Source organism: Rarobacter faecitabidus (genome assembly GCF_006716265.1).
Lineage (GTDB): Bacteria > Actinomycetota > Actinomycetes > Actinomycetales > Cellulomonadaceae > Rarobacter > Rarobacter faecitabidus.
Genome location: NZ_VFOS01000001.1, coordinates 1,653,544 through 1,676,739 on the forward strand (window position 1 = coordinate 1,653,544; position 23,196 = coordinate 1,676,739).

A 23,196-nucleotide genomic window follows, 5' to 3' on the forward strand; every position below is an offset into this window, starting at 1 on the left:
TCGTGGCGGGGAGTGTCGTGTCGCTCAAAGTCATTGGGCGGGAGGTGCGTAGATGGCGCGAGCCAGCGCGTCGAGGACGTCACTGCTCTGCGGACCGAAGCTCAGGATGTCCGAATCGTCCATCGCCACTATCCGCCTGTTCATACCTGCGGGAGTCTGCGCCAGGGCCGGGACGGACTGGAGCAGCCCATCGACGCCGCCGACCGATTCGAGCCCTTTGGTCATCATCAGGACGAGATCGGGTTGCGCGTCGACCAGTCCTTCCGCGGTGAGCGGCTTCATCCCGTTCCAGTTGATCTCCTTGGCAACGTCGTAGCCGCCGATCGCCTCGATCAGGTCATCCGCGCCCGACCCCTCGCCGAAGAGGTAGTAGATACCGGCCTGGCCACGCGCATACAGGAACACGACTCGGAGTTTGTCCTGGACCGAGGTGGGGGCGATTGAGGCGATGTCCGCGATCTTGGCGCTGATCTGTTGTTCGGAACGCTCGGCGAGTTTCTTGCCCTGATCTGGGACGCCTAGGGCGTCGGCGACAGATTGAATCAGATCGCCCGTGCTCGCGAGCGAACGCGAGGAGTCGAGCACGACCACGGGAATGTTAGCGTCGCGCATCTGCAGGAACACGTCCCAGGGGCCAAGCGACGTATCCGTCAGGATAACGGTGGGTGCGAGGTCCAAAATGGCCTCGCCGCTCACGTCGTGCCCATTCGCGGTGACGTTCGGCAGACCGGCGATCTCGTCGAAGGTGGACGAAGTGTCGCGGCCGATCACATTGGATCCGAGGCCAAGATCAAACACGATTCGCGAGAGTGACCCGTAGATGTCGAGCGCGAGGATGCGCGAGGTGTCGTCGATCGTGACCGTGGTGCCCTGCGCGTCTGTGACGGTGACGGGTAACGTGGGCGACGGGTTCTGCGCGACGGGATCGATTCCCGCGTTCGTGAGCTGCGCGACGACGGTGCCCGTGTAGGCCTTGGGATCCGCCAGGAGGCTGGCTTGTGCGAGCGGGGTCGCCTCATTGGTCACGGTCACCTCGCCGGCGACGGCCTCGTCCTGCCCACCTGACGACGAAGGTCCTCCTGCCCCGCATGCCGCCAGCGCGAACACGCTCGCGGCGACCGCGACCAGTGCGGCCGCTCGCCGAGGGGCGGATATGTGAGTGAACTTCACCGGGTTCTTTTCCTTGCCTTACTTTGGTTCCTACCGATGCCAGCCGGCCGCGGGGCCGCACCGCACGGTAGAGGTCACGTGACCTTGACGGTCTTCGCCTTGGCGTTCTTGGCGCTGCTGTTCGCGCTGCCGAGATACTTCACGGTGACCCGGTAGGTCCCCTTCTTCTTGAGCTTGGCCGTCTTCACGTTGGCCCTGCCCTTTTTCAAAGTCGCGGTGGCGGTGACGGATTTGCCCTTTGCAGCACCCTTCGTACCCTTCCAGGTAACCCTCACCTTACCTGTCGCGGCTGAGCCAGCGGACTTCGCGGCGACGGTCACGACCGACCGTGCCTTGGCCTTGATCGAGGTCTTCTTGACCTTGGCGGTCAGTTTGGTCGCGGCCTTGGTCACCTGCAGGGTCACCTTGCCTGCACCGGCGTTGTAGGCCGCCGATCCGAGATAAGAGATGGTCGCGGAGTGCTTTCCAGCGACGAGCGCCTTGGCCGGGATCGTCAGGACGGCCGCACCGGCCGCGTTCAACGTGTCGCTGGCGACGATTTTGGACCCCACCGTCAGGCGGACCGTGCCGGTCGCTGCGATGCCCGCCCGTCCGGCAATCTTGACGGCGACCTGCGCCTTGGCGCCGTACTTGACCGCCTTGCTGGTTGCTGTCACAGACAGCACGGATGCCTTGGCGAACGTCACGGCAATTTCCGGCGACACGGCGGCATCGCCCAGGCCGTCCTTAACCCGCAGGCGCAGGGCACCGCCAGCATCGGCAGGGGTGAGCGCGGGAAGCTGGTACGTTGCGCCTGTTGCCCCGGCGACGGCCTGCCATTGCCCGCCGGACGAGCGACGCTCCCACTGGTAGGCGAACGGTGCCAGGCCAGTGGCGATACCGTTCGCCGTGGGTCGATCCCCCGTTACGCCTCCCACGGTGGCGCTGGAGACGGTCGCGGTCGGGCGCGCGAACGACACCCGGAAGCCGTCAGTGGTCGTGACCTTCTTCTGGTCGGCCGCTCCGCCCGAGGAATACCAGTAGGAGGACTGCCCGGTCAGCAGGTTGTAGTCCACGAATGATGCCGGAAAGGATCCCCACGCCGGTCCGGTGGTGGACTGCGGTTCCGCCTCGGCATTGGCATATGTCACGCCGAGATACCGCGGCGTGGCAACGATTCCATCGGAGAGACCGGTCACGTCCGTGAAGTCGGCGAGCACTATGTCTGCCGGAGCAAGAGCGGTCCAGGTGACGGGATGATTGCGGTCGGCACCGTACCCGGTCGCCGTTCCCGTCAACTGGCCGGTCCCGTCACTCGCGATGTCGAGGATCGGATTCGTGATACTCCAGTACGTAAAGCCGCCGTAGAAGACGAACGTGAAAGAACCGCTCCATGCGATGTGCGCAGTCCCCGCCTGGACATCGCGCGTGCCGACCCCCCCATTGAAGACCACGCGATTCCCGCTCGTCGACCCCACCGCGGTGGTGACGTTCGTCCCGGACGCGCCCTGGCATTTCGTTGCCCAGGTCGGAGCGTTCCAGCCGCCGCCGGCAGTCGGCTTCTCGATGCGGACGTTTCCGGCAGAACTCTGGTAAAAGCCGTCCGCCTCGCTCCACAGGCGAGACGATCCGGTGTTACCGGCAACCCCGGCCGAGAGGAAGTTGCACACCCCGAAATGGGCTCCGCCGCCGACCTCATCGTTGATGGACCACGCGAGAGACACGTCCGAAAGTGCCTGGGGCGCGGCGGCGGCCATTCCTGGGGTCAGCGATCCGAACGCCAGGAGGACGCCGAGGCCCGCTGCAACGGCCGCTTTGCGCTTCATCTGATTCATCACTTCCGCATCTCCACGTATGAATATCCTGAGTTTCGTCACTGCGATTCGGCACCCGAACGCCGTTTTCGGAAATGCCGATGCGCTGCGAGCCGGCGTTGATGCCGGCTCGCAGCGCGTCGTTTATTGCGGAGTCGCCACTACTTGACGACGACCTTCGCGGCCTTAGCCTTCTTGGCGCCAGCAACGGTGGCGTTGCCCGCGTAGGAGACGGTCACCGTGTAGGTGCCCTTCTTCTTCAGCTTCGCGGACTTCACGGTCACGGTGCCGTTCGCCTTGACGGTACCCTTCTTGGTGATCGTCTTGCCCTTGGCCTTGCCCTTGGTGCCCTTCCAGGTCACGGTGACTGTGCCCTTGACCGATACCCCGGCGGCCGACTTGACGGTCACCTTGAGCGCCGAGGCCTTCTTCGCCTTGATCGACTTCTTCGCGATCTTGCCCTTGACCGTGCTCGCGGCCTTCGTCACGGACGCCTTGCTGGTTGCCGTGCCTGCCTCGACCGCGGCGTCACCGGAGTACGCGGTCTTGATCTCAGTGACCCCGGGAAGAAGCGCCTTGGCGGGGATGGTGATCGCGACACGCCCGTTCACGAGCGCAGCCGAACCCAGGTTCTTGGCGCCCGCCGTGAGGGTGACGGTGCCGGTGGGAGTCGCACCCGTTGCCGTCACCACGACGCTGGCCTTGCCCTGCTTGCCGTAGGCGAACGCGGGCACCGTGACACTGACGGTCGGCAGCACCTTGACGATCGGCTTGGCCGTCACCGTCAGGGTGGCTGCGGTCGAAGTCTGCTGGCCGCTGGCGCCGGAGACGACCACGCGGAGCTTTTGGCCCGAGTCCGCGAGCGTCGTCGACGGCGTGGTGTAGGTGGCTGCCGTCGCTCCCGCGACGTCCGTCCACGCCTGACCGTCAGCGGAGGACTGCCACTGGTACGTCAGTGTGCTGCCCACAGCGGCGACGGCGAAGGAGGCGGTCTCGCCCTCTACCACCGCCGCGTTGGCGGGGTTCGTGTTGATGCTCACCGGACGAGGGTTGACGGTCAGGGAAGCCACGTCGGAGGTCACTTCGTTACCTGCCGTGCCCGCGACGACGACACGGAACTTCGTGCCATTGTCGCCGAGCGTGGTGGCGGGAGTGGCGAAGGACGCCGTGGTCGCGCCGTCGACGTTGGCCCAGGTTGCGCCGTCGGATGAGGACTGCCACTGGTACGAGGGGCACGATCCGCTGACCTCAACCTCGTATGCGGCGGAATCGCCATCGGTTGCCACGGCGTCCGCGGGCTGAGTCGTAATCGCGACGGGCTGTGCGGGGACCAGCGAGACGGGCAGTTCCACGTCCTGCGAGGTGTTGGAGTGGCTGTGGGCCTGCCACGAGTACAGCGAGTAGCAGACCAAAGGCTGAATGTCGCCGGCCGGGATCGAGATCGACTTCGTGACCACGCTCGAGGGCACGGCCGGGATGTACGCCGCGGTCACGAAGTTCGCCATGCCCGCGGGGGACGAAACGTCCGGCAGCCCGCCGGCAGGAGCCACGCCCAGGTAGACGCCCGCGTCACCCTGGTTCGTCACCGCGCGGAAGCCGGTGCCCTTGACGTCGAGGGTCGCACCGCCCTCGGCGAGCGTCACGCCAGTGGTCAGGACCGGTCCAGCGCCGACGATGATGGTGGGGCGCTTCTTCTCGTTCGCGGCCTGGCCCACCGCCGGGTCGGCGGTCGCGAGGAAGTGCGCGCGGATGCCCTTCGCGATGGCCTTCAGGAACTCGGGGCGGAATGACTGACCGCCGTAGGGGTGCTCGGCGGCGAGGCCGAGATCGCTGGCTTCCTGCGATCCCGGTACCAGCACGTTCTCGAACTTCGGTGTCGCGGTGAAGGAGGCGATTCCGTTGGCAACCGCTACCGCGGCGCCCGTGAACTCGACGATCTTCACGCCCGCCGTCGGGGCGGTAGGCAGACCCTGGCTCGACTGGTGGGCGGGGGCCACATCGGAACTCACGGTCGCGGACAGGTTTCCGGAACCATCCGCCTCGACCTCGACGACCGGATCGGTGATGGTCACCGAGTACAACGTCGAACCGCCGTAGACGAACCCGGCCGTGTATGACCCGGAGTACTGAATCGTCGCTTCACCGCTTGCATCATCGACAGTTCCGGTGGCGTTGCCGAACGCGACGACTCCAGCGGTGGCGTTCTTGATGAGCGCGGAGCCAGCCACGGTACGAGCCGACAAGTGCTGCACAACCTGGTTGCTCACACTCCACTGCAGCGTTCCGCCGGAAATCTCCACGGTCGCAGCCTGTGCCGCTGGTGCCAGGCCGATAGCGGCTAGGACGATTGCCGCGCCGGCACCCACCCCTGCACGCCATCGCTTTGTTGTCGCTGAAGTCACGCGCTTCCCTCTCACACGATAATCGGTTGATATGGCCAGCATCGGCCACGACGCCTGAGCGATTGCTGCGGCGCGCATCCCGCCCAGGATTGGTTAACTAACCTTAGGCACCACCCATTCCACAACAGAAGTGTTGCGAAAATCAACAGCGAAACCGAAGTAGCGCGGAATTGTGTCTCACGACACACGCGGGGCGCGAAAAATGCCCTGATTTTCTGACAAAAAGTCAAAAAACCAGGGCATTTTGGCCGGCGCGAACTCGCTACGATTCGACGTCGGTCGCTAGCAGGTCCTCCTCCGTCTCGCGCCGGACGATCACCCGGGCCTCCCCACCACGAATCGCCACCACCGCGGGCCGCGTCACGAGGTTGTAGTTCGAGGCCATGGACCTGCCGTACGCCCCCGTCGCGGGAACCGCGATCAGGTCTCCGCGGGATATGTCGGCGGGCAGATCGATGTCGGGGATCACGATGTCCCCGGACTCGCAGTGCTTGCCCACGATTCGCGAACGGATCTTCACCTTCGACGACGCCCGGTTCGCAAGCTTGGCGGAATACTCCGCGCCGTAGAGCGCGGGCCGGATGTTGTCGGACATCCCCCCATCGACGGAGACGTACGTACGCACCTTGGTGTCGCCGTCGTCCACCGTCACAGGCTTAACGACCCCCACTCGGTACAGCGTCACGGTGGAGGGTCCGACGATCGACCGGCCCGGCTCGATGGAGACGCGAGGAACCGGCATCGACATCTCGGTACACAATGCGTCGATCGAGCCGGCTAGTTCGTGCGCCAGCGCGGGCACGTCGATGGGCTCGTCCCGGATCGTATATGCAATGCCGAAGCCACCGCCGAGGTCGATCTCGGGAAGGAGGTAGTCGAACTTGTCGCGGATCTGCGCCCGCAGCGACAGCAGTTTGCGCGCCGACACGACGAACGCGGCCGCGTCCTGGATCTGCGATCCGATATGCGTGTGAATACCCAGCAGTTCGAGTTCGGACTCGAGTCCCAGCACCTTCTGGATCGCCTTGACGGCTCCCCCGTCGGCGAGCGACAGGCCGAACTTCTGGTCCTCGTGAGCCGTCGAGATGTACTCGTGCCCGCCAGCGTGCACGCCGGTGGTGACGCGCACCATCACGGGCACGCGGCGACCCGCGCGACGGGCAACATCGGCGATCAGATCGATCTCGTCGAGCGAATCGATGACGATCCGGCCCACGCGCATCTCAATGGCCCGCTCGATCTCGGCGAGCGACTTGTTGTTCCCGTGCAGGCCCAGTTTGGCGCCCGGCACCCCTGCCCGCGCCGCGACCGCCAGTTCCCCGCCCGTGCACGTATCGAGCCGCAGGCCCTCGGCCACAACGATCTTGGCGATAGCAGTGCACAGGAACGACTTACCGGCGTAGTACACGTCCACGCTCGACCCGATGTCCGCGAAGGCCGCGCCGAAGCTGTCCCTGAAAAGGCGCGCCCGGGCACGGAAATCATCCTCGTTCAGCACGAATAGCGGAGTGCCAAAGTTTTCCGCCAGATCGCGCACATCGTGTTCGCCGAGCACGAGCGAGCCCGCCTCAGACAGTCTGGTTCCGCGCGGCCAGATCCGCGCCGACTCGGCGGTCACATTCGCTCCGGGGCGCTGACGCCGAGCAGATCGAGACCATTGGCCAGGACCTGGCCGACAGCATCATTGAGCCACAGCCTCGTGCGGTGCGTGTCGGTGACCTCCTCCTGCCCCTGCGGGGTGACGCGGCAGACGTCGTACCACTTGTGATAAGCGCTGGCGAGTTCCTCGAGGTAGCGGGCGATGCGGTGCGGCTCGCGCAGCTGCGCGGCATTCGCAACGATTCTCGGGTAGTCCGCGAGAAGGGCAAGCAGCGTCGCCTCCGTGCTGTCCGCTAGGAGCGACGCGTCGAACCCGTCGACACGGGCCACTGCGAGGTCGGCGGCGTTGCGCGCCACCGAGGCGGTGCGGGCGTGAGCGTACTGCACGTAGAACACCGGGTTGTCATTGGACTTCTTGCGCAGTTCCTCGCCGTCCAGGGACAGCGGGGTATCCGCGGGGTAACGCTCGAGCGAGTAGCGGATCGCGTCTGTGCCGATCCAGTCGATCAGGTCGGCCAGTTCGATGATGTTTCCCGCGCGCTTGGATAACTTGGCGCCCCCGACCGAGACGAGTTGGCCGATCAGGATCTCGATGTTGACGCCTGGGTCATCGCCGGCGCACGCGGCGATCGCCTTGAGGCGCCCCACGTATCCATGATGGTCCGCCCCAAGCAGGTAGATCTTCTCCGTATAGCCCCGGTCCTTCTTCGACAGGTAGTACGCGGCGTCCGCGGCGAAGTACGTCGGCGATCCGTCCGCCTTGATCAGCACGCGGTCCTTGTCGTCGCCGAACGTGGTCGTTCGCAACCAGACCGCCCCACCCTCGTCGTAGACGTGACCCTGATCGCGCAGGCGCTGCACCGCGCTGGCGACGGCACCCGATCCGTGCAGAGTCCGCTCCGAGAACCACTCGTCGAAGTGCACGCCGAACTCCTGGAGCACGTCGCGGATCTCCGCGAGCTGCAGGCGGTAGCCCGCCTCCCGCGCCTGGTCGATGGCCTCCTCGCGCGGCAGGGTGGCTATGGACGAGTCCTCCGCCGCGACCTTGCTCGCCAACTCCGCGACGTAGGCGCCGTTGTAGCCGCCCTCGGGCACGTCGGCGCCGGTGATGCGCGCGACGATGGATTCGCCGAATTTGTCCATCTGGCTACCCGCGTCGTTGATGTAGTACTCGGCGGTGACGTCTGCCCCCGCGGCGCGCAGCAGGCGGACGAGCGAGTCGCCCAGGGCAGCCCAGCGCGTGTGGCCGATGTGCAGCGGCCCCGTGGGGTTAGCTGAGACGTATTCGAGGTTGATGACGTGGCCCTGCAGGGAGTGCCCGCGTCCGAAGTCGGGCCCGCGCTGCACGATCGTACGGGCCAGTTCGCCGGCGGCCGCGGCGTCAAGCGTGATGTTCAAGAATCCTGGTCCGGCCACCTCTGCCTTCGCAACGGACGGCAATTGACGCAGCTGTGCGGCGATCTCATCGGCAATCGCGCGGGGGGCAAGACCGACGCGGCGGCCCAGTTGAAGGGCGATGTTGGTGGACCAGTCGCCGTGTTCGCGTTGCTTGGGGCGCTGGAGTTGAATGCGCTCAGGCAGCGATTCGGCGTCTACAGTGTCTGATAGGGCGGCAAGCGCCGCCTGGAGCGCGTCACGTACCGCGCGGGAGAGTTCCTCGGGAGTCACCCGCCCATGGTACTCGCCAGGACGCACCGCTCGGACGGGATAAGAGGAGACTCCGATGTCAGCTGGAGGAGCAACGCATTCTCCGCGAGCAGTACACGCCGTGACGACGATGCGCGGCATGATCGCCGATGGCGTGTGGCCCGTTGGCAGCCGCATCCCGACGGAAACCGAGCTGACGGAATTGCTCGGGCTCGGGCGTAACACCGTTCGCGAGGCCGTTCAATCTCTCGTGCATGCGGGCCTGCTGCTGAAGCGGCAGGGGTCGGGCACGTACGTCATCAGCAAGGACGAGCTCTCCGCCGCGCTCAATCGGCGCATCGGCGGAGCCGAATACCTCGAGTCGCTAGAGGTACGCCGCGCAATCGAGGTCGAGGCCGTGTGGCTGGCGGCTCAGCGCCACACAGACGAGGACGCCGAAACGCTGCGAAGCATCGAACGTCGCCGCCGCGCCACGCTGGCCGCAGTGGTTCCCGGCGAGACGATCGCAACGGAGGAACTCGTCGAGTCCGACGTCGCCCTGCACCGGGCGCTCGTCGCCGCTTCGCACAACTCGCTGCTGGCGTCGATATACGAAAACCTCGTCGATGCCATTCAGGCCAACGTGCAGGCGAGCCTCGATGTGGCGCTCCAGTCCCCCAGCCAGGTCGAGAACGTGCAGCACGATCACGATGAGCTGGTCGACGCGGTGCTGCGCCGCGACGGCTTCGGCGCGATCAACGCCATCCACCACGTCTTTCAGGCGTTCTTCGACGCACCGAGCCGCCCGGTGGTCGGACAGGACAATTCCGGGCGGGTCTGAAATCGGGCTCGCAGGTCGAGGCAAGATGCGCCGCGCCTGCGATGCCTGATAGGCTCATTCACCGTGCGAGGGCACTTTTCCTCGCTGCGCGCCCGTAGCTCAGTGGATAGAGCGTCTGCCTCCGGAGCAGAAGGTCGGGGGTTCGAGTCCCTTCGGGCGCACACTCAATCGGCGATCAGGCGCCTCGCGCGAGACCGTGGTCACCGATCCGACAGCCACTCGTTAGTGGGCCGCCGACCTGTGGTTCCGGCGCCTCGAGGGGGCCGCGGTCTCGGCGCCGCGCAGCGGTGACGCTTTTACCGCGTGCAGCCGCCACTGACGGCGGCTGCGGCCGCGTCCATTGCCTTGCGTGCGGCGGTTCGCTTGGCCCCCTTGACACCGTTCACGAGGATAGAGAACGCCTTGAGCCTGCCGTCGCCTCCCACGGTGTAACCGGACAGCGCGATCTCGTAGTCCAGCGTGCCGGTCTTCGCCACGATGAGCCCCGCCGCGCACTTTGACTCCGAGGAGGAGAAACGCCCGTAGCCGCTCCAGAGCGTGCCGGTGCGCCCGGCCAGGGGCAGCGAATTGGCGGTGTAGAGAATCGTCCGCAGCGGCAACTCGTCGGGGTTGGCCGCCGCCCTGAGAGTGCGCGTGAGGAACGCCGTCGTCATCCTGTTCCGGGGCGAGAGCCCGCTACCGTCAACCTGGCTGAGTCCCGCCAGGGAAACCCCGAGCTTGCGAAGCGTCTTCGCCGTGGCCTTCACACCGCCCGCGAACGTTCCCTTGTACCCGGCCGCGAGCGCGACGTGCCGGTGAAGCACCTCGGCGACCTGGTTGTCGGAGTTCGTGAGCATTCGCCGCACGAGCGCCTCCGTCGTCTCGGACTGGACCGATCCCGTCACGCTGGCGGACTTAGGCGCCTTACGCTTTCCCTTGTACTCCGCCTTAGTGGCCTTGCCGAGCGCCTTTCCCAGGTACTTGGTGAAGACGGTCGCGGCCGATTTCGCCGAGTCCGCTGAGCGAACCTCCACGCGCGCCGTGCCCCGGATGGGCTGGATAGTGGCGAGGTTGTAGCCCCCCTTGCGCCAGGTTTTGTGCTTGGCCGGTCCGGAGAAGATCGTGTCGTCCAGGCGGACCGTCACCTTCTTCGGCGCGCCGCCCGTCTTCTGCTTCATCGCCGTGGCGGTCTGCCGGGCCAGCGATTTCAGCTTTGTGTTCGTCATGCGCGGGTCGCCGCCGGAGACGAAGTAGACGGTCGCACTCTTGCCGCTACGGCGGATTGTCGTCTGGAACGTGCGCTGAGTTCCCAGCCTCTCGAGTGCCGTGATGGCGGTCAGGATCTTGGTGTTGGAGGCGACCGTGCGCGCTTTGCCCGGTTTGCGGTCGTAGACCACCTGCCCGGTGGCGACATCGATGACGCGAATGGACGAGGCCGCCCCGAGCTTCCCTGCCCTGACGATCTTCGTCAGCTTGGCGCTGACCTTGGCCTTATTATTCGCGAGCGCGAGTTTCGAATCGAGGTAGCCACGGTACGCCTCGTCCTGGGCAAGCCATTCGGGCTGGCCGGTCGGCGACGACGGGTTGGCCATGGCCGCCGGCGGAACGGCGAGCTGGCGCGCCACAGCGGCGTCTTGCAGGGTCCAGATCGGCGCAGCAGCGTTCGCGACCGGCCCGACGAGGGCGGTCGCGACGAGAAACACTGATAAAGCAAGGAGGCCGATCAGCCTGCGCACGCCTTCGATCGTATCGTTCCGCCGAATTCCCGGCAGCCATTGAGCAAAAGCCCGCGCGCCGATCCCTAGTGACACGCGCCGTCCGGTATGACAGCATTGCTGCACAAGTGCGGTGGTTCGCCGATCGCACGATGTCTTGCAGACCTACCGGCGGTCTAGCCGGCGTAAGGACGGTACGCCATGAGCCCTAGGCCAGGCGCTACAACACCGCCCGCGACATGGTCCGTGAACTACTGGGGCACGACCATGCAGGGAAGTCATCGGAATTACCACGAGGATGCGATCGTCGTGGGCGGCACTATCGCGCTCACTGACGGCGCGACCCTCGCGGGGACCTACTGGATGGCCGACGAGGACTGGTTACTGCTCGCCGTGATCGACGGAATCGGCGGGCACGCGGGCGGCGTCGACGCGGCATTCGTCGCTGCGGGCGAGATGATCCGCATCGCGGCTCCGCGCACCAACTGGGCCGAGGCCATCGAGTACGCCTCTGATCGCGTCGCCGCCGCGGGCAAAGCCTGGGGAACCGAACGCATGGGCGCCACGGTCGCCGGACTCGTGCTGTCCAGAACCCACGCCACTTCGATCAATCTGGGCGATTGTCGTTCCTATCAGGTGGCCGAGGGCCGGATCGAGCTGCTGAGCACCGACGATCACGAACCGCAGGGATCGCTGACGGTGGTCACGCAGCACCTCGGCGGCGTCCCCCGGGTACTCGACCCGCACCGGTTCACCCTCGAACACGGCGAGACCGGACGCGCCCGCTACCTCGTGTGCTCGGACGGGCTGCACCGGGCCGTGCCGCCGGGAAAGATCCGCAGCATCCTGCAGCGCGAGCGGACAGCGCTCGAAGCCCACGACGCGCTGATCACCGTCGCGCAAGACTACGACACGGACGACAACTACTCGCTCATAGTCGCCGACGTCGGTCCTGCATAGGCGGCTGCGGCCAGCCCCTAGCGAACCGGCCGTACGGTTCGCCCCCAGATTCGACCCTAGTTTTCGCCGAATCCCATTTGGGACCCTCCGCGCCCGGATTAGCCTGAACGCATGCCACTAGGCATTTCGTCCCTTGACCGGCCTGCGGGCCGCATTAAATTTCCGGAGGAACATCATGTTCGGTCGCAAGAAGATCGCTGTCGCACTGGGCGCCGCACTCCTCGTTCTGACTCTCGGTGCGCAGACGGCAGCGAACGCCGCCACGACGGTGAACGAGAACGAGACCAAGCTTTCAGATGACACCGCGCTGTCGGTCTGGGCGAAGTACGGCACCAAGACGGACGGCATCACCCTGAACACTCCCTACTTCGACAAGAAGGTCGCCGGCATCCACGGCAACACCGTCAAGAACAAGGCCACCTCGGTCTTCGTGGCGAACTCGTCCAGCGCCACGCCCTACTCCGTGCGCACGATGGCGTCCAAGACGTCCAAGTCGGGCATCAAGTGGACGTACAAGACCAAGTACCTGCCCGCCGGCGTCAAGAAGTACAAGGTCAAGTCCGGAACGGGCACCTCGACGTGGGGCAACACGGGTTCGCAATCAGCGTCGACGATCACGCTGTCGAACGGCCGCATCGCCAAGTCCTCCTACAAGGCCAAGACGAACAACAAGGCCAACGGATCCAACACCACCGGCTCCTTCTCGGTCCTCAAGGGCAAGAAGACGCTCCTCAAGGCGTCCTGGAAGACGCTCGAGGCGAGTAAGGACGACGGCAGCATGAAGGTGACCGGAACCGTCACGGTCACCAAGAACGGCAAGACCAAGACCACCAAGGTCAACTACTCCTACGGTTGGAACTCCTCTTACACCAAGAAGAAGGTTGCGAAGGGCGGCCAGGGAAGCGCGCTCCACCTCAAGCTGGTCGAACGCAGCAATGCCGTCAACAACGCCCTCCTGGCCGGAAGCGTGAAGACGAGCCTGTGATCTGAATCTAGTCAGATTCCGGCAAGACCGGAACCTGTGGGGGCGTGCCGCGCAATCGTCGGCGCGCCCCCACAGCCGTGCGCGATGCCGTCAGCACGCGAGGGCGACGTGAATAAAACGGACACTCCTGGGCGTTACCCTTAGTGAAGAGCCATACGCACCCCCAAGGAGCCCGTTCCATGCCCCGCCCCCTGCGTTCTAAGACGTCCACCCACGGCCGTAACATGGCCGGTGCCCGCGCACTGTGGCGCGCCACCGGCATGGGCGACGACGACTTCGGGAAGCCGATCATCGCGATCGCCAACTCCTACACCCAGTTCGTCCCCGGCCACGTCCACCTCAAGGACATGGGCGACCTCGTCGCGAGCGCGGTACGCGAGGCGGGCGGTGTCGCCAAGGAATTCAACACGATCGCCGTCGATGACGGGATCGCCATGGGCCACGCTGGCATGCTCTACTCGCTGCCGAGCCGCGACCTCATCGCTGATTCCGTGGAGTACATGGTGAACGCGCACTGCGCGGATGCCCTCGTGTGCATCTCCAACTGCGACAAGATCACCCCTGGAATGCTCAATGCCGCCCTGCGTCTCAACATCCCCGTTGTTTTCGTCTCCGGCGGGCCGATGGAAGCAGGCAAGGCCGTCATCGTCAATGGCGTCGCCACGAGCCACCTGAACCTGATCAACGCGATCAACTCGTCGGCCGACGATGCGGTGAGCGACGACGGCCTCAGCGCCATCGAGCGCAGCGCGTGCCCCACCTGCGGCTCTTGCTCTGGAATGTTCACCGCGAACTCGATGAACTGCCTCACCGAGGCGCTCGGGCTGTCCCTGCCCGGGAACGGATCGACCCTCGCCACGCACGCCGCCCGCAAGGAACTCTTCCTCGAGGCAGGCCGGCGCGTCGTTGACCTGTGCCACCGCTACTACGACAACGACGACACCTCGGTCCTCCCCCGCTCCATCGCCAACCGGTCGGCGTTCGCCAACGCGATGACGCTCGATGTCGCGATGGGCGGCTCGACGAACACCGTCCTGCACATCCTCGCCGCCGCCCAGGAGGCTGGGATCGACTTCACGCTCGAGGACATCGACGCGATCTCCCGCCGCGTCCCCTGCCTCTCCAAGGTCGCGCCGAACCACCCGGACTACCACATGGAGGACGTGCACCGCGCTGGCGGCATCCCCGCCCTGCTCGGCGAACTCAACCGGGCAGGCTTGCTGAGCCACGACGTCACGTCGATCCATACGGCCAATCTGCAGCAGTGGCTCGACGACTGGGACGTGCGCGGCGGCAAGGCTACCGACACTGCGCTCGAACTGTTCCACGCTGCCCCAGGCGGGGTGCGCACCACGCAGGCGTTCTCGACGTCCAACCGCTGGGATTCGCTCGACACGGACGCGACAGGCGGCTGTATCCGCGACGCCGAGCACGCCTACACCGTGGAGGGAGGCCTCGCGGTACTGCGCGGCAATCTCGCCGAGGACGGGGCGATCATCAAGACGGCGGGCATCGACCCGGACGTGTTCCACTTCGTCGGCAAGGCGATCGTGGTCGAGTCCCAGGACGAGGCCGTCGAGAAGATCCTCAGCAAGCAGGTAGTCCCCGGTCACGTCGTGGTCGTGCGCTACGAGGGACCCGCGGGCGGCCCCGGGATGCAGGAGATGCTTTACCCGACGTCCTTCATCAAGGGCCGCGGACTCGGAAAGGTCTGCGCGCTGATCACAGACGGCCGGTTCTCGGGCGGCTCGTCGGGCATCTCCGTGGGTCATATCTCCCCCGAGGCGGCGGCCGGAGGCACCATCGGGCTGGTGGAGGACGGCGACGAGATCGAGATCGACGTGAACACGCGCCTCATCCGCGTGAACGTGCCCGACGACGTCCTAGCCGAGCGCCGCGCCAAAATGGAGGCGTCGGAGAACCCATGGCAACCCAAGAACCGGGATCGGTACGTTTCGCCCGCACTGCAGGCATACGCCGCAATGGCGACCTCGGCCGATCGCGGTGCCGTCCGCGACGTCAGCCTTATTTCGCGTCGAAAGTAGCAGCCGGGCCCGTCCGGGCCGGCGGTATGGGAGAAGGGTATAGGGAAGAGTACACCCGGGCCTCATCATCGTGTTCGTCGTCATCGCACTTGCCATCACGGCGTTCGCACGCATGCGCGACGTGGTGACGCTGGCGGCGGCGAGCGCGATCCCGGTACTCGCCGGGTCCGTCGTGTTTCCCGAGCGCGCGACCGTGCAGTTCGCCGCTTATAGCGTGGCGATCGGCACGCTGCTGCTGCAGGGCCTGACGCTTCCATGGATGATCAGGCGCCTCGGGCTGTCCGGCGAGGAGGATCACCGAATCGACTCCCAGCAGGAGATCCGCGTGCGCGCGCAGATGGCCAAGGCCCAGGGCGAGGTCATCGACCGGGCCATCAAGCGCTGGTCTCCCCAGCTGGGTGAGGAAGATGCGACGGCCATCGCCGACACGCTCCGGGCCCGCATGATCGCGGCTGGCGCGGCCATTGCCCAGGCCGCCCGCGACTCGCAATCCGTGTCCGACATGACCAGCACCTCGCCCGGGCCACAGCAGGTTTCGGGGGACGAGCCCTCCGTCGCGACCGCGGCAGTCGATACGTCGCCGGATGCGACCGCGGCGGAGACGAACGCCCAGAAGCAGGCGCGCATGCGCAAGAAGCGGGCCATGATCCTGCAGGTACGGCACGATCTGCTGGGGGCACAGCGCAAGGTGCTCGCCGCCGAACGCGACAAGGGCGAGGTCAACGAGACCGTGCTGCGATCGATGCTCCGGGAGATCGACGTCGCCGAGGAATCGCTCACGACTTCCTGGCTCACGCGGCTCACGCCCTAGTCGCTGGGCGGGGGCCGACGGGTGCCTCGTCCTCATTCCCGCCGCAGGCTCTCCGACACTGCACGCGAGGTCATCACCGCTCCACGGGCGCGCTCCCTCGACTACCCGCCATGTCGGACATATCCGATACCGCCCCAAACGTGGGACTAATGACACATCGCGCAAGCCTTTCGACGCCATACCGTTGTTCTTGAGATCATAAACAGAACTCAGCCCCACTAATCCGATCGCCAGCCCATCGTCGGCCCTCGGATTAACGAGAAGAAGAACGAGAGGGTAGTCATGTCAGACAACGGCCCGAACCCAGAGGTCATTGCCGAAATCGACGGATTGGTGCAGCGCGCGCTCGGTGCACTGCGCGAGTACCAGCGCTTCGATCAGGAGCAGATCGATCACCTGGTCAAGAAGGCCTCTGTCGCCGCCCTGCACGAGCACGGAAACCTCGCGGTCCTCGCGGTCGAAGAGACCGGACGTGGCGTGTTCGAGGACAAGGCGACGAAGAACATCTTCGCTTGCGAGCACGTCACCAACTCGATGGCGAAGCTCAAGACGGTCGGCGAGATCAGCCGTGACGACATCAACGGCATCGTCGAGATCGCGGAGCCCGTCGGAGTCGTCGCCGGCATCACCCCGGTCACCAACCCCACGTCAACCGCGATCTTCAAGGCATTGATCGCGATCAAGACCCGCAACCCGATCATCTTCGCCTTCCACCCCAGCGCTCAGGAGTGCTCGGTGGCCGCGGCCAAGATCGTGCGCGATGCGGCAGTCGCCGTGGGCGCCCCCGCCGACTGCGTCCAGTGGGTCGAGCACCCCAGCCTGGAGGCCACCAACGCCCTGATGAACCACCCGGGTGTCGCGCTCATCCTCGCGACGGGCGGCAACGCCATGGTCCGCGCCGCCTACTCGTGCGGCAAGCCCGCCCTCGGCGTCGGCGCGGGCAACGTGCCCGCATTCGTGGAGCGCACCGCCAACCTCGGACGCGCCATCAACGACCTCGTCCTGTCGAAGGACTTCGACCACGGAATGGTCTGCGCCTCGGAGCAGGCAGTCATCCTCGACTCCCCCATCTACGACCAGGCGATGGTCGAGTTCGAGCGTCTCCACGCATACCGCGTGAACGCCAAGGAAAAGGCGCTGCTCGAAGAGTTCATCTTCGGTGCCACAGCCAACTCCGAGAACTGCGCCGGTGCGAAGCTGAACCCGGACGTCGTCGGCAAGAAGGCGACCTGGATCGCCGAGCAGGCGGGATTCACCATCCCCGAGGACACGTCCATCATCCTTGCCGAATGCTCCGGCGTCGGCCCGCAGGAGCCGCTGACGCGAGAGAAGCTGAGCCCGGTGCTCGCCGTGCTGCGTGCGGAGAACTCCGAGGAAGGCATTCAGCTCGCCGAGCAGATGCTCGAGCTCGGCGGACTCGGTCACTCGGCCGCGATCCACACGTCGGACGAGGAGCTCGCCCGCGAATTCGGATCCCGCGTCAAGGCGATCCGCGTCATCTGGAACTCGCCATCCGCCCTCGGCGGGATCGGCGACATCTACAACGCCTTCATCCCGTCGTTGACCCTCGGCTGCGGCTCGTACGGCCGCAACTCGGTGTCGAACAACGTGTCGGCCATCAACCTCATCAACATCAAGCGAATCGGACGGAGGAACAACAACTTGCAGTGGTTCAAGGTCCCCGCCAAGACGTACTTCGAGCCGAACGCGATTCGTTACCTCGAGGACATGCTCCACATCAACCGGGTCACCATCGTCACTGACGCGACGATGACTCGCCTCGGCGTCGTGGACAAGATCATCGACGTGCTGAACCGACGGGAGGACAAGGTATCGCTCCAGATCATCGACAACGTCGAGCCGGAGCCCACCGTGCAGGCCGTGCGCAAGGGCGCCGACCTGATGAGCGACTTCAAGCCCGACACCATCATCGCCCTGGGCGGTGGCTCGCCGATGGACGCGGCCAAGGTCATGTGGCTCCTGTACGAGCACCCCGAGATCGAGTTCTCGGACATGCGCGAGAAGTTCTTCGACGTTCGCAAGCGCGCGTTCAAGTTCCCCGAGCTCGGTGAGCTCGCCAAGCTCGTCTGCATCCCGACCACCTCGGGCACGGGCGCCGAAATGACGCCGTTCGCGGTGATCTCGGACCCGGACGAGGGCAAGAAGTACCCGCTCGCCGACTACGCGCTGACACCGTCCGTCGCCATCGTCGACCCGGTGCTCGCCCAGGGCCAGCCCAACTTCCTCGCGGCTGACTCCGGCATGGACGCGCTCACCCACGCCACGGAGGCGTTCGTATCCGTGTACGCGAACGACTACACCGACGGCCTGTGCCTGCACGCGATCAAGTTGATCTTCAACAACATCGTCGAGTCGGTCACCGGAACGCCCGGAACGGCCGAGCACGCCAAGGCGCGCGAGACGATGCACAACGCGGCATCGATTGCCGGAATGGCGTTCGGGTCGGCGTTCCTCGGCATCGTCCACGCGATGGCTCACACCATCGGTGGCCGGTTCCACCTGGTCCACGGACGCACCAACGCGGTGTTCCTGCCCTACGCGATCCGCTACAACGGGACCGTTCCGGGCAAGCCGACCAGCTGGCCCAAGTACGAGCGCTACATCGCGCCGGAGCGCTACCAGCAGATCGCCGAGCACCTCGGCCTGCCCGCTTCGACGCCGGAAGAGGGAGTCGAGTCGTACGCTCGGGCGATCGAGGAGTTGCGCGCCAAGCTGGGTATGCCCGCCTCGTTCCAGGAGCAGGGCGTGGACGAGCAGTCCTTCATCTCGCAACTGCACGACCTGGCACTGCGCGCCTACGAGGACCAGTGCGCACCGGCCAACCCGCGTCTGCCGATGATCGACGACATGAAGGCGATCATGGAGGCCGCTTACTACGGCGTGTCGGTTCCCGAGGTGAAGGCGAACCGCGCGGCGGCCGCCGCCGCCCCGGATGCCGCACCGGCCAAGGCCGTGCGCGCAGCGGCTCGCAAGGCGAAGAAGTAACCGCCTCGCGTCGCTCCACGAGGGCGACGCAGGCAGGTCCCTCATCGGGACGAAACCGGATGGCCGGACCCACGCTCGTGGGTCCGGCCATCCGGTTCTCCGCTCCGCTCTGCGCTGCCTTCAGGCATTCGCACCACCGATCACCGGTGCGTCCAATCACCCGGCGTACCGAGCACGGGAAATCGAGCCCGAGGCGAAGCGAAGGGAACGTGGGCGTGCCGCTCGGCGTTACGTGAGTTCGCAGCACCGAAGCGGCAACCGCGTCCTGAATCGCTCGGCGTTACGTGAGTTCGCAGCACCGAAGCGGCAACCGCGTCCTGAATCGCTCGGCGACCCGGGCCAGAAGACCAGGGTCAGTTCGCGGCCGCGGAGGCGGCGGCCTGCGCCGCGAGGCGCTCTGGGTATCCCGTGCCGCTCTCGTTACCCACGCGCACGACGCCCGTCATGTACTCCCAGTGCCAGGGCTCGTATCGCGCGCCCTTGGCCCAGTCCGGGTTGCCGAATCCGAAGAGCGCGGCGTTGTCGTTGAGCCACTGCCACTTCTCGGAACTCGTGTACGAGGACTTGTCGAAGTCGACCGCGTAGCCCCAGCCGTGGTTGGACTTTCCGGCAGCCGCCGTCATCCCTGGGTTCCGCGCGAACAAACCGCTCTGGCGGGCGTAAGACCGGTAGGCGGACGTCACGCGCAACGGGGTGCCGAAGCGGATCTCGAATGCGTTGGACATCTCCGCGAATGCCACAGCGGCCTCGGGCTGAAGGTAGTAGCCGCCGCCCTGCGGTAGCTCGCAGAGCTGCGATTCGGTGAGTCGTCCGTTGTCGCCGGGAGCGATCACGGACGGGTCGCAGCCCGGAAGCGACGAACGCAGTTCCGAACGAGACGCCATTGCCGCGCGGCGGTCCTCGCTACTGAGCATCTGTGCGAGCTCCGGCGGCGTGGAGGGCTGCGCTACGGCCTGCTGAACGATGGAGTACGTGCTGGGCCCGATCAGGCTCGCGCCCGCCGCGCCCGCCGACGCGAGTTGAGTGGTGCCATCTGCCTCGGCGACGAGTTTGGTGAGCCCCTCACCCTGCAGCGCCCCGAGTGAGCCCGTCGCCGGGACGGCGATCGTTGCGGCCGCGAGAGCGGCCACGACGGCTGCGCGGGGAATCCACGTCCGGCTGCCACGCTGGGCGCGAGGCATGGAATGCTCCCGGACCCTGGCCCGGGCCTCGCGCGAAAGCTGGCGACGGCCGACCCTGTTCACGGGGCTGGACTCGGCCTCGGCGCGCATCCGGGAGAGATGCTGAATGGAAAGCAGTTCGAGGTCGATCGCTGCGCGCTCACCGGTCGTGGGCGCGTTCCGCTCGGCCACCGCGTGCGCGGGCGTGATCGTGAGCTCGTCCTCGGCGGCCGGGCGGACAACGCGCGTTAGCCGCGGCCGAACACCCGTCGAATCGGACGCTGGGCTGGTGGCGGACTCTGCGCGCGAACGAGAGGCGGGGCCCTGCGCCTGGGTCTGCGTCCGGGCAACGAGTTGCTCACCTGCGAGCGTCTCGACCTGCGCGGGCTTTGCGGACGGGATCGCCCCGGCTGTCGCCCCGGCAATCGGGTCTGTGGGAGCAGTTCCCCGCCTTGCGGTCTCCCGCTGTGCCGCCTCCCGCAGGGACCGCCGCGTCGGCAGCGCCTCGCGCGCCTGGACGTCGCCTGCGGTCACATGAACTCCTGGGGATCGACTACGGGGCTGCGCCACGGTCAACGGCGAGCATCGCCGGTGGCCTATGGCACAAGATCCAATAGTAATGGCTTGCGGGCATTTGTGGAAGATCAGCCGGTGTGATCTACGCCCGCATCGCGTCGTTGCATGTCGTCGCGCACTTCGCCGACGAGTTCCTCCAGGATGTCCTCGAGGAACACGATCCCCTGCACGCCTTCGTCGTCGCCCACCCGGGTCAGGTGCGCCCCGGTGCGCTGCATCGTCACCAGCACGTCCTCGATCTCGGCATTCGGGGCGACGAGCGGCAACGCGCGGATGCGATCGGGGCCGAGCGGCTGGTCCGCCGTGAGGGCGGTGGCATCGAGCACGTCCTTGATATGCACATAGCCGACGAGACCCCCGTCGGGGGCCGCGACGGCGAAGCGGCTGAAGCCGGTCTCCCGGAGTGCCTCCTCAACGTCGTTAGGAGTGGGACCCAAGCCGAGGGTGAACAGGTCCGCGCACGGCACCATGACGTCCCTCGCGGTGCGCTGCGAGAACTCGAGTGCGCCCGAGAGCAGCCCCTGATCGTCGTCGAGCACGCCCTCGGCGCGCGATCGCTCGACGATGGACTGGACTTCATCGGCGGTGAAGGTCGACGCCACCTCGTCGCGCGGCATGACGCCGGTGAGTCGCAGGAAGTGGTTTGCGAGCCAGTTGATTGCGATGACGATGGGGCCGAAGATCCGCGCGAGCAGTACGAGGGGCGGGGCGAGCAGGAGCGCCGCCCGTTCAGGCATGGTCACGGAGAGGTTCTTGGGCACCATCTCACCGATGACCACGTGCAGGTAGACCACGACGACCAGGGCGACGGCGAAGGCAATGGGATGGATCGCTCCCGCTGGCACGCCGATCGATTCGAGCGGTCCCTCGATGGCGTGCGCGATTGCGGGTTCGGCGATCGCGCCGAGCCCGATCGAGCACAGCGTCACACCGAGTTGCGCGCACGCCAGCATGAGCGAGATCCGCTCCATCGCCCATATCGCCTGGCGGGCGCGACGATTGCCCCGAAGCGCCAGCGGCTCGATCGTGCTGCGCCGTGCCGTCAGGACGGCGAATTCGGCACCGACGAAGAATGCGTTGGCGAACAGCAACGCAACCGCTATCGACAGCGCGAGATTGGTACTCATCCCCGCTCACGCTCCTCGGCGGCGACCGGCGCGGCCAGGCGCCGCATCCGCACTTGGACGATGCGCCGGGCGGCCATTGCCTCGACGTGCAGTTGCGCCCGCTCCCCCGCCCGCCCACTGTCGACGGTCACGGTATCGCCCACCTGGGCGACTCGTCCAAGCTGCGCCATGATGAGCCCGGCGACCGTCTCGTAGGCCGGGGATTCCGGTAACTCCACGCCAGTCGCCTCGAAGACCTCGTCCGGCCGTGCGAGCCCAGCGACCAGCCATGTGCCCTCGTCCTGACCGACGATGGACAGCCGCCGGGCGTCGTGCTCGTCCGCCACGTCGCCGACGATCTCCTCGACGACGTCCTCCAGCGTGACGATCCCCGACGTCCCCCCGTACTCGTCCACGACGACCGCCATCTGGCTGCCCAGCTCGCGCAGGCCCACGAGCAGGGAGCGCAGGGCCACCGTCTCGGGCACCTGCCGCGCCTCGTCCATCAACCCGGTCACCAGCACGTGCGACCGGCGCTCCCGCGGCACGGCCAGGACGCGGCGAAGCTGGACGAGTCCCACGATGTCGTCGCGCGACTCGGCGATGACGGGGAAGCGCGAGTGCCCGGTATTGCGCGCCAGCACGACGATGTCCGCGGCCGTGGCCGACATGTCCACCGTGACCATGCGGGTTCGATCCGTCATGACGTCGACGGCGGACAACTCGTCCAACTCGATCGAGTTGGTCAGCAACCGTGCGGTCGATCCATCCAGCGTCCCCATCGCCGCGGACCGTCGCACGAGCGCGGCCAGTTCCGGCCCCGATCTGGCGCCCGAAAGTTCCTCGGCGGGCTCGACGCCGAAGCGCCGCAGGATCGCGTTGGCCGAGCCGTCGAGCAGTGCTATCAGCGGGCGAAAGCAGATGCTGAAGACGCGCTGGATAGGCACCACGATGCGCGCGGTGGTCAGCGGGGCGGCGAGCGCGTAGTTCTTCGGCACCAACTCCCCGAACAGCATCGAGAAGACGTTGATCAATGCGAGCGCGAGTGCCGTGGCGAGTGTGATCGACACCGTGGTCGCTATGGCCCAGGAGTCGAATACGCCTCGCAGCAGTCGGGCAAGGGCGGGCTGCGCGATGTAGCCGAGCAGGATCGTGGTGACCGTGATGCCGACCTGCGAGGCCGAAAGTTCAGTGGATAGTCGTTTGAGGCTCGCCAGGACGGTGCGCGTGCGGCGGTCCGCGCGCTTGTTCTCGATCAGCGCGGCATCGAGGGTGACGAGCGAGAATTCCGAGGCGACGAAGATGGCCGTGCCCGCGGTGAGTGCGACTCCGACGAGGAGTGCGATCCAATCGGACATCCCAGATCACTCTCCCGGCGCCGCGGCTGGCGGGCGCGGGGCGAGGGATCCGGGCTCGGTACTT

15 protein-coding genes and 1 tRNA gene are annotated in these 23,196 nt (G+C 66.4%); 7 read left to right on the forward strand and 9 right to left on the reverse strand.

Going from position 1 to position 23,196, the window contains the following annotated elements; genetic code table 11:
* Positions 1 to 30: 30 nt before the first annotated feature.
* From FB461_RS07285 to argS, 5 genes are all read right to left on the reverse strand, one after another.
* On the reverse strand, positions 31 to 1,170 hold the full coding sequence (locus tag FB461_RS07285; RefSeq protein ID WP_142120277.1) for a heme/hemin ABC transporter substrate-binding protein: 1,140 nt from the start codon (positions 1,168 to 1,170) through the stop codon (positions 31 to 33).
* Between the two features lie 74 nt (positions 1,171 to 1,244).
* A complete protein-coding gene (locus FB461_RS07290) occupies positions 1,245 to 2,984 on the reverse strand; it encodes an Ig-like domain repeat protein (RefSeq protein WP_246046132.1) in 1,740 nt (579 codons plus the stop codon).
* Positions 2,985 to 3,124: 140 nt separating this feature from the next.
* Positions 3,125 to 5,365 (reverse strand): Ig-like domain repeat protein, encoded by a 2,241-nt coding sequence (locus FB461_RS07295; protein WP_142120282.1) that lies wholly within the window; start codon positions 5,363 to 5,365, stop codon positions 3,125 to 3,127.
* 262 nt (positions 5,366 to 5,627) lie between these two features.
* On the reverse strand, positions 5,628 to 6,983 hold the full coding sequence (gene lysA / locus FB461_RS07300) for a diaminopimelate decarboxylase (RefSeq protein ID WP_142120285.1): 1,356 nt from the start codon (positions 6,981 to 6,983) through the stop codon (positions 5,628 to 5,630).
* Positions 6,980 to 8,632, reverse strand: a complete 1,653-nt coding sequence (gene argS / locus FB461_RS07305) for an arginine--tRNA ligase (protein WP_142120287.1) — start codon at positions 8,630 to 8,632, stop codon at positions 6,980 to 6,982. Before argS ends, lysA begins: the two co-directional genes overlap by 4 nt.
* Positions 8,633 to 8,687: 55 nt before the next feature.
* Between argS and FB461_RS07310 the strand changes: the two genes are divergently transcribed.
* Both FB461_RS07310 and FB461_RS07315 read left to right on the forward strand, forming a co-directional pair.
* Positions 8,688 to 9,431, forward strand: a complete 744-nt coding sequence (locus tag FB461_RS07310; protein WP_142120289.1) for a FadR/GntR family transcriptional regulator — start codon at positions 8,688 to 8,690, stop codon at positions 9,429 to 9,431.
* Between the two features lie 88 nt (positions 9,432 to 9,519).
* A tRNA-Arg gene (locus tag FB461_RS07315) sits at positions 9,520 to 9,592 on the forward strand.
* A gap of 135 nt (positions 9,593 to 9,727) precedes the next feature.
* Here the strand turns inward: FB461_RS07315 and FB461_RS07320 are convergent.
* Positions 9,728 to 11,146 (reverse strand): D-alanyl-D-alanine carboxypeptidase/D-alanyl-D-alanine-endopeptidase, encoded by a 1,419-nt coding sequence (locus FB461_RS07320; RefSeq protein WP_142120302.1) that lies wholly within the window; start codon positions 11,144 to 11,146, stop codon positions 9,728 to 9,730.
* Positions 11,147 to 11,326: 180 nt separating this feature from the next.
* On the opposite strand from FB461_RS07320, the gene FB461_RS07325 reads away from it, so the two are divergent.
* The 5 genes from FB461_RS07325 (at position 11,327) to adhE (ending at position 18,932) form a co-directional block, all read left to right on the forward strand.
* Positions 11,327 to 12,085, forward strand: a complete 759-nt coding sequence (locus FB461_RS07325) for a PP2C family protein-serine/threonine phosphatase (RefSeq protein ID WP_142120304.1) — start codon at positions 11,327 to 11,329, stop codon at positions 12,083 to 12,085.
* Between the two features lie 175 nt (positions 12,086 to 12,260).
* Positions 12,261 to 13,070, forward strand: a complete 810-nt coding sequence (locus tag FB461_RS07330; protein ID WP_142120306.1) for a hypothetical protein — start codon at positions 12,261 to 12,263, stop codon at positions 13,068 to 13,070.
* A 179-nt stretch (positions 13,071 to 13,249) separates the two neighbouring features.
* On the forward strand, positions 13,250 to 15,115 hold the full coding sequence (gene ilvD / locus FB461_RS07335; protein WP_142120308.1) for a dihydroxy-acid dehydratase: 1,866 nt from the start codon (positions 13,250 to 13,252) through the stop codon (positions 15,113 to 15,115).
* Positions 15,116 to 15,185: 70 nt separating this feature from the next.
* Entirely contained in the window at positions 15,186 to 15,926 is a 741-nt protein-coding gene (locus tag FB461_RS07340; RefSeq protein WP_142120310.1) for a hypothetical protein, read from the forward strand.
* A 282-nt stretch (positions 15,927 to 16,208) separates the two neighbouring features.
* Entirely contained in the window at positions 16,209 to 18,932 is a 2,724-nt protein-coding gene (gene adhE / locus FB461_RS07345; RefSeq protein WP_142120312.1) for a bifunctional acetaldehyde-CoA/alcohol dehydrogenase, read from the forward strand.
* A gap of 353 nt (positions 18,933 to 19,285) precedes the next feature.
* Here the strand turns inward: adhE and FB461_RS07350 are convergent, their stop codons facing one another.
* The 3 genes from FB461_RS07350 to FB461_RS07360 form a co-directional block, all read right to left on the reverse strand.
* Positions 19,286 to 20,626 (reverse strand): D-alanyl-D-alanine carboxypeptidase family protein, encoded by a 1,341-nt coding sequence (locus FB461_RS07350; RefSeq protein WP_142120314.1) that lies wholly within the window; start codon positions 20,624 to 20,626, stop codon positions 19,286 to 19,288.
* 110 nt (positions 20,627 to 20,736) lie between these two features.
* Positions 20,737 to 21,795, reverse strand: coding sequence for a hemolysin family protein (locus tag FB461_RS07355; RefSeq protein ID WP_142120316.1), 1,059 nt, complete (start codon positions 21,793 to 21,795; stop codon positions 20,737 to 20,739).
* Positions 21,792 to 23,132, reverse strand: a complete 1,341-nt coding sequence (locus FB461_RS07360) for a hemolysin family protein (protein ID WP_142120318.1) — start codon at positions 23,130 to 23,132, stop codon at positions 21,792 to 21,794. The genes FB461_RS07355 and FB461_RS07360 overlap by 4 nt, the downstream gene beginning before the upstream one ends.
* Positions 23,133 to 23,196: the final 64 nt, after the last annotated feature.

Bases quoted from the DNA above. Each gene is read 5' to 3' on its own strand.
- FB461_RS07290 (WP_246046132.1), bottom strand. From the start codon at position 2,984: ATGAATCAGATGAAGCGCAAAGCGGCCGTTGCAGCGGGCCTCGGCGTC.
- FB461_RS07310 (WP_142120289.1), top strand. From the start codon at position 8,688: ATGTCAGCTGGAGGAGCAACGCATTCTCCGCGAGCAGTACACGCCGTG.
- FB461_RS07325 (WP_142120304.1), top strand. From the start codon at position 11,327: ATGAGCCCTAGGCCAGGCGCTACAACACCGCCCGCGACATGGTCCGTG.
- FB461_RS07330 (WP_142120306.1), top strand. From the start codon at position 12,261: ATGTTCGGTCGCAAGAAGATCGCTGTCGCACTGGGCGCCGCACTCCTC.
- ilvD (WP_142120308.1), top strand. From the start codon at position 13,250: ATGCCCCGCCCCCTGCGTTCTAAGACGTCCACCCACGGCCGTAACATG.
- adhE (WP_142120312.1), top strand. From the start codon at position 16,209: ATGTCAGACAACGGCCCGAACCCAGAGGTCATTGCCGAAATCGACGGA.
- FB461_RS07355 (WP_142120316.1), bottom strand. From the start codon at position 21,795: ATGAGTACCAATCTCGCGCTGTCGATAGCGGTTGCGTTGCTGTTCGCC.
- FB461_RS07360 (WP_142120318.1), bottom strand. From the start codon at position 23,132: ATGTCCGATTGGATCGCACTCCTCGTCGGAGTCGCACTCACCGCGGGC.